The organism is Streptomyces sp. GL_148 (assembly GCF_057834205.1).
Genome location: NZ_CM174396.1, coordinates 2,239,541 through 2,251,466, shown reverse-complemented (window position 1 = coordinate 2,251,466; position 11,926 = coordinate 2,239,541). Strand labels below are relative to the sequence as shown.

Below are 11,926 nucleotides of genomic sequence, written 5' to 3'. Positions count from 1 at the left end.
CAGTATGTGAAGGGGCCGCGGCCATGGTGGCGAAGAAGACCGCCGGGAGTACTGCCAAGAAGGCTGTCGGGAAGGCTGCGGAGAAGCCGGCGCAGGAGCCGGCGATGGAGGTGGCGGCCCCGGATCCGCAGGCCGGACCGGTGGAAGGGGCTGCCGCCGGGAAGAAGGCCACCGGAACGAGGAAGGCGGCCGCCGGGAAGGCGCCTGCCGGGAAGGCGGCCGCCGTCAAGAAGACGGCCGCGAAGAAGGCCACGGCCAAGTCGGCCGGGGCCGAGGGGGCGGCGCAGGCCGCGCACGAGACGGGAGCCCGGAAAGTGGTTGCCAAGAAGAGCACCGGCACGGCCAGGAAGACGGCCACTGCCGCGACCAGCGGGCTGCCCAAGGCGCGGGGCACGGCGGGCCTGGCGCCCGGCGAGCTCGCCGTACGGCCCGGCGAGGACCCCTGGACCCCGGAGGAGGTCGCCGAGGCGCGGGCCGAGCTGGAGAGCGAGGTGCTGCGGCTGCGCGCCGAGCTCCAGGCCTCCGACGCGGCCATTTCCGGGCTGATGCGGGACTCCGGAGACGGCGCGGGCGACGACCAGGCCGATACCGGGACCAAGAACATCACCCGGGAGTCCGAGCTCGCCCTCGCCGCGAACGCCAACTCGATGCTGGAGCAGACCGAGCGCGCGCTGGAACGGCTGGAGGCGGGCACGTACGGCCTCTGCGAGAACTGCGGCCAGCCCATCGGCAAGGCGCGGATGCAGGCCTTCCCGCGGGCCACGCTGTGCGTGGACTGCAAGCAGAAGCAGGAGCGGCGGCACTGAGCGCGGGCTGAACGCGGGCAGAGTGGGCCCGGGAGGCCGCCTGACGGGCGCCGGAGGGCCGCGGGCCGGCGCGGGCGGGCTCCCTCGGGGTCCGGCCGGGGCGGCGGCCCAGGGGTGCCCTGACGTACTCTCGTGTCTCGTCAGGGTCCAGGAACCTGGCGGGTCGGTCGGCGCCGTGCCGTCCAACAACCTGGTTCGAGCTAGTTCGAGGGACTCACGTGGCAGAGGCGGAGCGCATCATCGGTACGCCGGAGGTCGGGGAAGACGGCACCCAGCCCGAATCCGCGGCGCCCAAGGGGCGGCGGAGGATCGTCGCGCTGCTCGTCGTGGCTGTTCTCGCCTATCTGGTCGACCTGGGCAGCAAGATGCTGGTCGTCGCGAAGCTGGAGCACCAGCCGTCGATCCAGGTGATCGGCGACATGCTGAAGTTCGACGCGATCCGCAACCCCGGCGCCGCCTTCGGCTTCGGCGAGGCCTTCACGATCATCTTCACCTGCATCGCCGCCACCGTCATCGTGGTGATCGTGCGGCTCGCGCGGAAGCTGTACAGCCTCCCCTGGGCGATCGCGCTGGGCCTGCTGCTGGGCGGGGCGCTGGGCAACCTGACCGACCGGATCTTCCGCTCGCCGGGCGTCTTCCGCGGGGCGGTCGTCGACTTCATCGCACCCGCCCACTTCGCCGTCTTCAACCTCGCGGACTCGGCGATCGTGTGCGGCGGGATCCTGATCGTCCTGCTGTCCTTCAAGGGCCTGGACCCGGACGGCACCGTCCACAAGGACTGAGCCGGCAAGGGGTCCGCGGACCGATCGCGGGCTGATCGCGGGAATGGTCTTCTGTCGAGTCCTGCATACTCGACGGGTGAGTACGATTCCCGAGATCCGCACCCTGCCCGTACCCGATGGCCTCGAGGGCGAGCGCGTCGACGCCGCCATTGCCCGTATGTTCGGTTTTTCCCGGACGAAGGCGGCCGAACTCGCGGCCGCGGGAAAGGTGCTGGTCGACGGCAGTGTCGTCGGGAAGTCCGAGCGTGTGCACGGTGGCGCCTGGCTCGAAGTCGAGATTCCGGCCCCGCCGCGCAAGGTCGAGCTCGTCGCCGAGCCCGTTCCCGGCATGGAGATCGTCCATGACGACGACGACATCGTCGTCATCATGAAGCCGGTCGGCGTCGCCGCCCACCCCAGCCCCGGCTGGACCGGCACCACCGTCATCGGCGGACTCGCCGCCGCCGGCTACCGCATCTCCACCTCCGGTGCCTCCGAGCGCCAGGGCATCGTGCACCGGCTCGACGTCGGCACCTCCGGCCTGATGGCCGTCGCGAAGTCGGAGCGCGCGTACACCTCGCTGAAGAACCAGTTCCGCGAGCGGATCGTCGACAAGCGCTACCACGCGCTGGTGCAGGGCCACCCCGACCCGATGAGCGGCACGATCGACGCGCCGATCGGGCGGCACCCCAGCGCCGACTACAAGTGGGCCGTGACCCAGGAGGGCAAGCCCTCCGTCACCCACTACGACCTGATCGAGGCCTTCCGCGCCGCCTCGCTGCTGGACATCAAGCTGGAGACCGGGCGCACGCACCAGATCCGCGTGCACATGGCCGCCCACAAGCACCCCTGTGTCGGCGACCTGACCTACGGCGCCGACCCGACCGTCGCGAAGCGCCTCGGGCTCACCCGGCAGTGGCTGCACGCGGTGCGGCTCGGGTTCGAGCACCCGTCGGACGGGCAGTGGGTCGAGTTCGCGAGCACCTACCCGGCGGACCTGCAGAACGCGCTGGACGTGATCCGCAAGGAGAGCGAGTGACCGCGGGCGGCGGGGCCGGCCCCGGCGCCGGCGTCGCCGTACGGGTCGCCGTCGGCGAGGCGGACCTGAAGGCCTGCTTCGCCGTGCGGACCGAGGTCTTCGTGGTCGAGCAGTCGGTGCCGGAGACGATCGAGTACGACGCGTACGACGAGATCGCGCTGCACGTGCTGGCCGAGGGGGCGGACGGGGTCGCGCTGGGCACCGGCCGGCTGCTGTACGGGCCGCGGGCCCTGGGCAAGACCGGCTCCCCGGAGGTCGGCTCGCTCGGGCGGCTGGCCGTCACCAAGTCCGCGCGCGGACTCGGGGTGGGGGTCGCGCTGGTCCGGGCGATCGAGGCGGAGGCGGTTCGGCTGGGCCTTTCCGCCGTTGACTTGGGCGCGCAGACCCATGCGATGGGGTTCTACGAGCGGCTCGGGTACGTGGCCTACGGGCCGGAGTTCGAGGACGCGGGGATTCCGCACCGGTCCATGCGGCGCGCTCTGCCGTAGCCCCGGCCGGGGTGCAGTCAGCCCTGCGGGGCTGTCCCCTACCCGCCCTTCCACCATCCCCCAGACTCCGTCCGGGGGGACCCCCAGCCGGGCTCCGCCCAGACCCGGTCCTCACACGCCGGACGGGCTGAAAAGATCGCCTCAAACGCCGGCGGGGCTGGATTCCTCCAGCCCCGGCGCGGCACGTGCGCTGGAGCGCGTCGCCGAGCGCAGCGGACTGGCAGTGTGTGGGAGTGGATCAGCTCCTGCTGTTGTTCGTGTTGTTGCTCGGGGCCGTGGTGACGGTGCCGCTCGGGGACCGGTTGGGGCTGCCCGCGCCCGTGTTGATGACGCTCGGCGGAGTGGTGCTCGCCCTGGTGCCCGTGGTGCCCAACGTCGACATCCCGCCCGAGTACATCCTGCCGCTGGTGCTGCCCCCGCTGCTGTACGCCTCCGTGCAGCGGACCTCCTGGCGGCAGTTCGCCGCCAACGTGCGGCCCATCCTGCTGCTGGCCGTCGCTCTTGTCTTCGTGACCACCGCGGCCGTCGCCTTCACCGCGCACGCCCTGGTGCCGGGGCTCTCGATCGCCGCGGCCGTCGCGCTCGGCGCGCTCGTCGCCCCGCCCGACCCCGTGGCCGCCACCGCCGTGGCCGGATCGCTCGGGCTGCCCCGGCGCATGGTGTCGATCCTGGAGGGCGAGGGGCTCTTCAACGACGTCACCGCCATCGTGCTCTACCACGTGGCCATCGCCGCCGCCGTCAGCGGCAGCTTCTCGTGGCCCGAGGCGCTCGGGGAGTTCGTGCTGTCGGCCGTCGTGGCCGTCGCGGTGGGGCTCGGGCTCGGCTGGGCCGCCAACCGGCTCATGGGACGGCTCGGCGATGCCACGCTCCAGATCGGGCTGACGCTGCTCGTGCCGTTCGTGGCGTACGTGCTGGCGGAGGAGTTCCGGGGCTCCGGCGTGCTGGCCGTGCTGACCACCGCGCTGTTCCTCGCCGAGTACGCGACCGACGCCGACGACGTGCTGGGCCGGCTCGCCGGGCACACGTTCTGGGAGGTCGTCGACATGCTGGTCACCGGTGTCGCCTTCGGGCTGATCGGGCTGGAGCTGCACAACGTGTTCGGGGCCGCGAGCGGCCGGGCCGGGGAGATGGCCGGGTGGGCGGTGGGCGTGGTCGCGGTGGTGGTCGGCGTACGGCTGGTGTGGCTGCTGCCGGCGGGCTGGCTCGCGAAGCGGCTCCACTCGCGGCGCGACTACGACGAGGAGATCCCGCTGAGCTGGCGGGAGTCCGTGGTCATGTGGTGGGCGGGGATGCGGGGCGTGGCGTCCGTGGCGCTGGCGCTCGCCATCCCGTTCGAGACGGACGCGGGGGATCCCTTCCCCGCCCGGCAGGAGATCGTCTTCATCGCCTTCGCCGTGATCATGACCACCCTGGTGGTCCAGGGACTGACCCTGCCGTGGCTGGTCCGCCGGCTCGGCGTGGAGGCCGACCCGGACGCGGAGGCGGAGATCGCCCGCGCGCTGGCGATCCGCGCCGCGAAGGCCGCGAAGCGGCGGCTGAAGGAGATCGAGGAGGTGGAGGACCTGCCCGAGGACCTGGTGGAGGTGCTCTACCGCAGGGCGTACGACGTGGGCGCCAGGATCAGCCCCGACATGGTCGACGAGGAGCGGCGGGAGGCGTACGCGAAGCGGGTGGAGCGGATCCGCGACGTGCAGCGCATCCAGCGGGAGATGATGTCCGCCGCCCGGCACGAGGTGCTGGCCGCGCGCAGCGAACCGGGCGCCGATCCGGAGATCGTCGACCGGGTGCTGCGGCACCTGGACGTCCGCAGTCTGCGCAGTCCGTAGGGTCCGGCTCCGACACCGGGCGCGGGCCATCCGGGCGGGGTGCGGGGCCCGCACGGCATGGCGCCCGGGGCCGTGGCAGGCTCCTCGCCGTGATGCTCGCCTTCCAGCGACGGGCGCAGTGGTCGCCCGGCCTCCGCTCGGCGTACCTGCGCGGCCTGGTCGCGTACGCGCTGATCGTCGGCCTGTGCGTGACGACAGGCCCTAGGGAGTGTCTTCAAAGGGGTTTTAGCCAGAGGAACAGGGACGCGATGGTGACGGCTGCCTGGTAGGACTCGCGGGTTTTGTCATAGCGAGTGGCGATCGCGCGGAACTGCTTAAGGCGATTGAAGCAGCGCTCGACCACGTTGCGCTTCTTGTAAAGCAGCCTGTCGAAGGCACACGGTCTGCCTCCGGCACGGCCTCGACGGGATCGGTTGGCGCGCTGGTCACGGCGTTCCGGGATCGTGTGGCCGATGCCGCGTTTACGCAGGTAGGCGCGTATTTTGCGGGAGCTGTAGCCCTTGTCGCCCAGAACATGGTCAGGGCGGGTTCGAGGTCGGCCGGGCCCGGCCCGGCCGACCTTGATGGTGCGCATGACTTCCTCGAAGCGCGTGCAGTCGGCGGCGTTGCCGCCGGTGAGGACGAAGCCGAGCGGACGGCCGCGACCGTCGCAGGCGAGGTGGATCTTCGTGGTCAGTCCGCCTCGGGATCGACCGAGGGCGTGATCACACACTTCGTCCCCCCGCCCTGCCCCTTTTTGCGGGCACCGGCGGCATGCTGATGGGCCCGCGCGACCGTGGAGTCGACCGATACCAGCCAGTCGATGTCACCGGCCGCATCTCTCTCTGCCTGGACCGCGGCCAGCATCCGCGTGAACGTTCCGTCCAGCGCCCACCTGCGGAAACGTGTGTACAGAGTCTGCCAAGACCCGTACCGTGCCGGCACATCACGCCACGCCGTACCCGTCCGAAGCTTCCACACGATCCCGTTCAGCACCCGCCGGTCATCCAGCCGCGGCCGCCCCGACGACGACCGCGGCAACAGCGCGGACAACGCTTCCCACTCCAGATCCGACAGCTCATGACGACGCACCATGCAACACATGATCCCCATCAGAACCCTTTGAAGACAGTCCCTAGCCCCCCTGCTCCAGCGCCGGGCCTGGCTGTTCCCGATGCCGGGCACCCGCGGCGAGTGCGGGCTGCTGGGCAGGTACGAGGCGCTCCAGACGGAGGCCGCCCTCGGGAACCTGGCCGGCCGTGACGCGGCGGCGCTGGCGTTCGCGCAGGAGACCCACGCCCGTACGGCGGTCGCCGAATGCCTGGCGGCCACGACGACCCTGTGGCTGCCGCTGTACGGGGTGGGGGTGGCGGCGCTGGTGGGAACGGCCGTCTGGTTCCGCGACCGGGCCCGGACCAGGGACCGGGATCGGGATCGGGACCGGGACCGGGCCAGGGACCGGGACGGGGACCGGGCCGGCCTTCCGGACCAGGCCTGACCCGGAGGGGAGCGGTCTACACCTGGTAGCGGTCCGGGGCGAAGAGGTGGAGGTGGCCGGCTATCCACTCCGAGGTGCGGGTCAGGCCCTCCTGGAGGGAGACCTCGGGCTTCCAGCCGGCCCAGTCGCGGGCCCGGGTGTTGTCCGACAGCAGGCGCTGGACCTCACTGCCCGAGGGACGCAGCCGGGCGGGGTCGACGACCACCTCCGCGTCCCGGCCCGACGCCGCGATCAGGGCCCGGGCCAGGTCGCCGATGGAGATCTCCTCTCCGGTGCCGAGGTTGACCACCTCGCCCAGGGCCCGGTCGCACTCCGCGACGGCGAGGAAGCCCGCCGCGGTGTCGGTCACGTAGGTGAAGTCCCGGGTCGGGGTCAGGGAGCCCAGCCGGACCTCCCGGGATCCCGAGTGGAGCTGGGCGAGGATGGTGGGGATGACCGCCCGGGCCGACTGGCGCGGGCCGTAGGTGTTGAACGGCCGGACCACCGTCACAGGCAGCTCGAACGCGTGGTGGAAGGAGAGCGCCGTCATGTCGGCGCCGATCTTCGAAGCGGAGTACGGGGACTGCGGCTGGAGCGGGTGGCTCTCGGAGATCGGGACCGTCAGGGCCGTCCCGTAGACCTCGCTGGTGGAGGTGTGGACGAGGCGGCGCACGCCGTGGCGGCGGCAGGCCTCGGCCATGTTCTCGGTACCGGTGACGTTGGTCTGGACGTACGCGCCGGGCGAGGCGTAGCTGTACGGGATCCCGATCAGGGCCGCCAGGTGGAAGACCGTGTCGCAGCCGGCCACCGCGTCGCTGACCCGGCCCGCGTCGCGGACGTCGCCGGCCCACATCTCCACCGGGCCGCCCGGGTCGGCCAGGTACCGGGCCAGGTGGCCCTTCTCCGCGTACGGCTTGTAGTGCACGAAGGCGCGCACCTTCGCGCCCCGCGCGACCAGCAGGTCGACGAGCGTGGAGCCGATGAAGCCCTCGGCGCCCGTGACGAGGACCGTACGGCCGCTCCAGTCGGCGGGAGTGCGCGCCGGGGTGGGCATCGGCGCGGGCGTGGGGGCGTGCGTCGTGGTCATACGAGCTCCAGGGGAGTGGGGGAGAAGGAGGGGAAGCCGGCGACCCGCAGGACCTGCGAGGCCAGCAGTTCGGCGGCCTGTGCGTGCGGGCCGGGGTCGGCGGCGCCGGCCATCGCCGCCAGCCGCGCCGGGTCGGCCAGCAGCGGGGCGAGCAGCTCCGCGAGGCGGCCGGCCGTCGCCTCGGCGTCCGCCAGCAGCAGGCCGGCGCCCGCGTCGGACAGCACCCGGGCGTTGTGGGTCTGGTGGTCGCCCGGGGCGTACGGGTAGGGGACCAGCACCGCGGGGACGCCGGTCGCCGCGAGCTCCGCCACCGTCGCCGAGCCCGCCCGGCACACCACGAGGTCGGCTGCCGCGTAGACCAGGTCCATCCGGTCCAGGTAGGGCACGGCCCGTGCGATCCGCCGCCCGCCCGAGGAGGACAGCGCGGCCACCGTGTCCGCGAGCGCCGCCGGCCCCGTCTTGATCAGCAGCTGTACGTCCTCACGGGCCTGCCAGGCGGTCGCCAGCCCGGCCGCGGCCGACGTCAGGCGTACGGCGCCCAGGCTGCCGCCGTTGAACACCACCAGCCGCCGCCCGTCCGGCACCCCGAGCTCCCGCCGGGCCCCGGCGCGCAACGCCGCCCGCTCGGGGCGGGACAGTCCGGCGAGGCCCGACAGCGCTGCGGAGATGGGCATTCCGGTGGTCAGCGCCCGCGCCCCGCCCGCCAGGTGCTCCCGGCTGCGGTCGAAGGCCACCGCCATGTGCGGGGTGAGGCGGGCCGCGAACTGGTTGGCCCGGCCCGGTACCGCGTTGGACTCGTGGATGACCGCAGGCAGTCCGGCCAGCCGGGCCCCGAGCACGGCGGGCGCGCTCGGATAGCCGCCCATGCCGACGGCCACCTGCGCGCCCTGCGCCCGGATCACGGCCCGCGCCTGCCCGGCCGAGCGGAGCAGCGCTGCCGGAAGGAGGTAGCGCTTGGCGCCCAGCGCCGGGTCGAAGGGGATCATGTCCACGGTGTGCAGGCGGTAGCCGGCGGCCGGGATCAGCTCGGTCTCCAGGCCGCGTTCGGTGCCGATGAACGAGACCACGGCGTCCGGGACGGCGGCGCGCAGCGCCTGGGCCAAGGCGAGCCCGGGATAGATGTGGCCGCCGGTGCCGCCCGCGCCGATCACGACGGAGAGCGGCCAGCGTGAGGAGGAGGGAGGGGATGAGGAGGTCATGGACGCAGACTTCCGGTGCGTCCTAAGAACGTTCTAAGAGGTTCTCCCGGAGCATTTGGGAGGCTTTGCCGCATGCAGCGGATTCTGGTGGTGGACGACGAGCCCGAGGTGCGGGCCGCCGTCGAGGACGGCCTCGCCGTCGAGGGGTACGAGGTGCGCGGCGCGGCCGACGGGCTGGCAGCACTGTCCGAGGTGGCGCTCTGGCAGCCGGACGCCGTGGTCCTCGACGTGATGATGCCGGTGCTGGACGGGCTCGCCGTGTGCAGGCAACTGCGCGCGGTGGGCGACCGTACGCCCGTCCTCGTCCTCACGGCCCTGGACGCGGTGAGCGACCGCGTGGACGGGCTGGAGGCGGGCGCCGACGACTACCTGGTCAAACCGTTCGCGCTCGACGAGCTGGTGGCCCGGGTACGGGCCCTGCTGCGGCGGGCCGCCCCCGACGATCCGGCCGGGGGAGCGCCCGTGCTCGCGTACGGGGACCTCGTCCTCGACCCCGCCACCCGTACGGGGCGGCGCGGCGAGCGGCCGCTGGAGTTCAGCCGCACCGAGGCGGTACTGCTCGAACTGCTCCTGCGCCACCCCGGGCAGGTGCTGCCGCGCGAGCTGGTCCTGGAACTGGTGTGGGGCCGGGACTTCGGGCCGGACTCCAACTCCCTGGCCGTCTACGTCGGCTACCTGCGCCGCAAGCTGGAGGCCGGCGGCGAGCCCCGGCTCGTGCACACCGTGCACGGGGTCGGCTACCGGCTGGACGCCGCGTGAGCCGGCGGGGGAACGGAGCGCGGTGGCGGCGCAGGCGGCCGCTGCGGACCCGGCTGGCGCTGGCCGTCACGGCGGCGGTGGCCCTCGTCGCGCTCGGCGTGTGCGCGGCGGCCTTCCTCGTCGTGCGCGGGGCGCTGTACCGGCAGCTCGACCTCAGCCTGACCCAGTCCGCCCGCCTCGCCGCCCAGCGCGACCCGGACTCCGGACCCGGGACCCTGGCCGGGGAGTGCCGCTTCCGGGCGGCGCCCGCCTGCGCCGAGGTGGTGCCGGCGGATCCGGGGCGCGACCCCCGGGCGCCGTACCTGCTGCCGGTCACCCCGGCCGCGCGGGCCGTCGCGGCGGGCACGCGGGCCCCGTACTACACCGCCATCGTGCACGCAGGGCATCCGGCGCGGATGCTCACCACCGACTACGCCAAGGGGCGGGCGCTCCAGGTGGCGCTGCGGGCGGACACCGTGGAGGACGGCATCGAGCAGGCCGCGTGGTGGCTGGCGCTGACGGCTGCGGCGGGGGTGCTCCTGGCCGCGCTGCTCGGCTACTGGGTCGCGCGGACGGGTCTGGCACCGGTCACCCGGCTCACCGCCACCGCCGAGCGGATCGCCGCCACCCGCGACCCGAGGCACCGGATCGAGCTGCCGCCTCCGGGGCGCGGCCGTGAGGACGAGGTCACGCGGCTGGCCGGGAGCTTCAACACCATGCTGGGGGAGCTGGAACAGTCCGTCACCGCGCAGCGCCGGCTCGTCGCGGACGCCTCGCACGAGCTGCGGACCCCGCTGACCGCGCTGCGGACGAACGCGGAGCTGCTGGCGCGGGGGGACCGGCTGACGGCGGAGCAGCGGGAGCGGGCCTCGCTGGCGCTCGGGCGGCAGCTGCGGGAGGTGACCGGGCTGGTCAACGACCTGATCGAGCTGGCCCGCGAGGAGGAACCGCAGCTGCTGGTGGAACAGGTGCGGCTGGCTCCGCTGGTGGAGTACTGCGTGGGGGCCGCGCGGGCGCACTGGCCGGGGGTGGCCTTCCGGGTACTGGCGCCGTCGCCGTCCCGGGGGGAGGGGGAGGTGGTGGTGGCGGGGGTGCCGGCCCGGCTCAGCCGGCTGCTGGGGAACCTGCTGGACAACGCGGCGAAGTTCAGCCCGGCGGGGGCCGAGGTGGAGGTGGCGCTGGCCGTTCGGGGGGACGGCTCCGCGCAGGTGACCGTACGGGATCACGGGCCGGGGATCTCGGAGGCGGATCTGCCGTACGTCTTCGACCGGTTCTACCGGGCGGGGGCGGCGCGGGCGCTGCCCGGGTCGGGGCTCGGGCTGGCGATGGCCCGGCAGATCGCGCGGGCGCACGAGGCGGAGGTGGTGGCCGAGGCCGCCCCGGGCGGGGGCGCGCTGTTCCGGCTGACGTTCGCGGCCCCGGCCTGATCGGCACGACATGCCCGGGGCCGTCCTTCCGGATCTTGTCTGGCAGACGAGATCCGGAAGGGACGGACCGGGTGCTGTGACCCGCGGGGTTGCCGGGAGGATCAGCGCAGTCCGGCGAAGAGGTCGTTCTCCGGTACGGCCGCGCCGGTGGAGTCCTGGACGCGTAGGAAGGTCTCCGTGCCCATCAGCTCGCCGAACCTCTCCTTGCCCATCTTGAGGAAGAAGATGTTCTCGCCCTGACTGGCGTGTGCGGCCAGCGCGTCGAACTTCTGACCGCTGAAGGCGAGGGTGTCCACCCACGTGGTGATCTCATCGTCGGGGAGGCCGATCTCGGCCAGCGCGGCGGCCTCGGCGGGATCCGGCTCCGGCATGTCCCCGGCGAACTCGCGCATGATCTCGCCGAACCGCTGCATCCCCGAGCGGGGCATCGTCGTCCAGTACACCTTCGGTGTCAGCGCGGTCATCTCCAGCGCCGCCATCGTGATCCGGTGCGCCTGGATGTGGTCGGGGTGGCCGTAGAAGCCGTTCTCGTCATAGGTGACGACCACGTCGGGCCGGTAGTGCCGCATGAGTTCCGCGAGCCGGGCGGCGCCCTCCTCCACGGGGGTCTGCCAGAAGGATCCGGGGGCGTCGTTGCTCGGCCAGCCCATCATCCCGGAGTCGGCGTAGTCCAGCGTCTCCAGGTGGCCGACCTCCAGGACGTCGCAGCTCGCTTCGAGTTCCTTGCGGCGCATGGAGGCGACGGCCGCGGGATCGTGCCCGGGACCGCCCGGCTTGACACCTTCCGGTCCGTCACCGCAACGGCCGTCGGTACACGTCACGAGCACCGTACGGATGCCTTCCGCCGCGTACCGGGCGAGGACCCCGCCGGTTCCGGTGGCCTCGTCATCGGGGTGGGCGTGCACTGCCATGAGCGTCAAGGGCCGGTCGGCCATGGAACAGTCCTCCTGCGGACATCCGTCTCGGTCCGAGTGCGCGGCGGACGTGCCGCGATCCCGGGGACCGGATCCCGGTGGGGCGGACGACCTAGTGGTCTCCGTGATCCCCGCCCGTACGGCGCCGGTCCCTCGGTCGGTACAACCATGACGGCCGTACCGGG

General features: G+C 73.1%; 12 protein-coding genes. 8 read left to right on the top strand and 4 right to left on the bottom strand.

From position 1 onward, the window contains the following. Nucleotides 1–23 precede the first annotated feature (23 nt). The 5 genes from AC3IYI_RS10325 (at nucleotide 24) to AC3IYI_RS10305 (ending at nucleotide 4,920) form a co-directional block, all read left to right on the top strand. Nucleotides 24–806 carry a TraR/DksA family transcriptional regulator gene (locus tag AC3IYI_RS10325; protein WP_489409895.1) on the top strand — a complete coding sequence of 261 codons (783 nt, stop codon included), beginning with the start codon at nucleotides 24–26 and terminating at the stop codon, nucleotides 804–806. A gap of 218 nt (nucleotides 807–1,024) precedes the next feature. After that, complete coding sequence (lspA, locus tag AC3IYI_RS10320; RefSeq protein WP_489409894.1) at nucleotides 1,025–1,588, top strand: signal peptidase II; 564 nt, start codon at nucleotides 1,025–1,027, stop codon at nucleotides 1,586–1,588. A 76-nt stretch (nucleotides 1,589–1,664) separates the two neighbouring features. Continuing rightward, nucleotides 1,665–2,606 carry an RluA family pseudouridine synthase gene (locus AC3IYI_RS10315; protein ID WP_489409893.1) on the top strand — a complete coding sequence of 314 codons (942 nt, stop codon included), beginning with the start codon at nucleotides 1,665–1,667 and terminating at the stop codon, nucleotides 2,604–2,606. After that, nucleotides 2,603–3,094: a GNAT family N-acetyltransferase gene (locus AC3IYI_RS10310; RefSeq protein WP_489409892.1), complete on the top strand. Its 492-nt coding sequence runs from the start codon at nucleotides 2,603–2,605 to the stop codon at nucleotides 3,092–3,094. Before AC3IYI_RS10315 ends, AC3IYI_RS10310 begins: the two co-directional genes overlap by 4 nt. 233 nt (nucleotides 3,095–3,327) lie before the next feature. Next, nucleotides 3,328–4,920 (top strand): Na+/H+ antiporter, encoded by a 1,593-nt coding sequence (locus AC3IYI_RS10305; protein ID WP_489409891.1) that lies wholly within the window; start codon nucleotides 3,328–3,330, stop codon nucleotides 4,918–4,920. A 214-nt stretch (nucleotides 4,921–5,134) separates the two neighbouring features. On the opposite strand, the gene AC3IYI_RS10300 is transcribed toward AC3IYI_RS10305, so the two are convergent. After that, nucleotides 5,135–5,994 (bottom strand): IS5 family transposase gene (locus AC3IYI_RS10300; protein WP_489409521.1). Its coding sequence is split into 2 segments (ribosomal slippage): nucleotides 5,135–5,646 and nucleotides 5,646–5,994, totalling 861 coding nucleotides; the frame shifts between segments, so codons are not numbered across the junction. A 79-nt stretch (nucleotides 5,995–6,073) separates the two neighbouring features. On the opposite strand from AC3IYI_RS10300, the gene AC3IYI_RS10295 reads away from it, so the two are divergent. Beyond that, nucleotides 6,074–6,397 (top strand): hypothetical protein, encoded by a 324-nt coding sequence (locus tag AC3IYI_RS10295; protein ID WP_489409890.1) that lies wholly within the window; start codon nucleotides 6,074–6,076, stop codon nucleotides 6,395–6,397. A gap of 16 nt (nucleotides 6,398–6,413) precedes the next feature. Here the strand turns inward: AC3IYI_RS10295 and AC3IYI_RS10290 are convergent, their stop codons facing one another. Both AC3IYI_RS10290 and AC3IYI_RS10285 read right to left on the bottom strand, forming a co-directional pair. Next, the gene (locus AC3IYI_RS10290; RefSeq protein ID WP_489411494.1) at nucleotides 6,414–7,430 is read right to left on the bottom strand and encodes an SDR family NAD(P)-dependent oxidoreductase; all 1,017 of its coding nucleotides are present in this window, start codon (nucleotides 7,428–7,430) and stop codon (nucleotides 6,414–6,416) included. A gap of 29 nt (nucleotides 7,431–7,459) precedes the next feature. After that, nucleotides 7,460–8,662, bottom strand: coding sequence for a UDP-N-acetylglucosamine--N-acetylmuramyl-(pentapeptide) pyrophosphoryl-undecaprenol N-acetylglucosamine transferase (locus AC3IYI_RS10285; protein WP_489409889.1), 1,203 nt, complete (start codon nucleotides 8,660–8,662; stop codon nucleotides 7,460–7,462). A 72-nt stretch (nucleotides 8,663–8,734) separates the two neighbouring features. Here AC3IYI_RS10285 and AC3IYI_RS10280 point away from each other — a divergent pair, with 72 nt between their 5' ends. Both AC3IYI_RS10280 and AC3IYI_RS10275 read left to right on the top strand, forming a co-directional pair. Continuing rightward, a complete protein-coding gene (locus AC3IYI_RS10280; protein ID WP_489409888.1) occupies nucleotides 8,735–9,421 on the top strand; it encodes a response regulator transcription factor in 687 nt (228 codons plus the stop codon). Next, entirely contained in the window at nucleotides 9,418–10,827 is a 1,410-nt protein-coding gene (locus tag AC3IYI_RS10275; RefSeq protein WP_489409887.1) for a sensor histidine kinase, read from the top strand. The genes AC3IYI_RS10280 and AC3IYI_RS10275 overlap by 4 nt, the downstream gene beginning before the upstream one ends. A 101-nt stretch (nucleotides 10,828–10,928) precedes the next feature. On the opposite strand, the gene AC3IYI_RS10270 is transcribed toward AC3IYI_RS10275, so the two are convergent. Next, nucleotides 10,929–11,762, bottom strand: coding sequence for a PIG-L family deacetylase (locus AC3IYI_RS10270; protein WP_489409886.1), 834 nt, complete (start codon nucleotides 11,760–11,762; stop codon nucleotides 10,929–10,931). Nucleotides 11,763–11,926 lie beyond the last annotated feature (164 nt).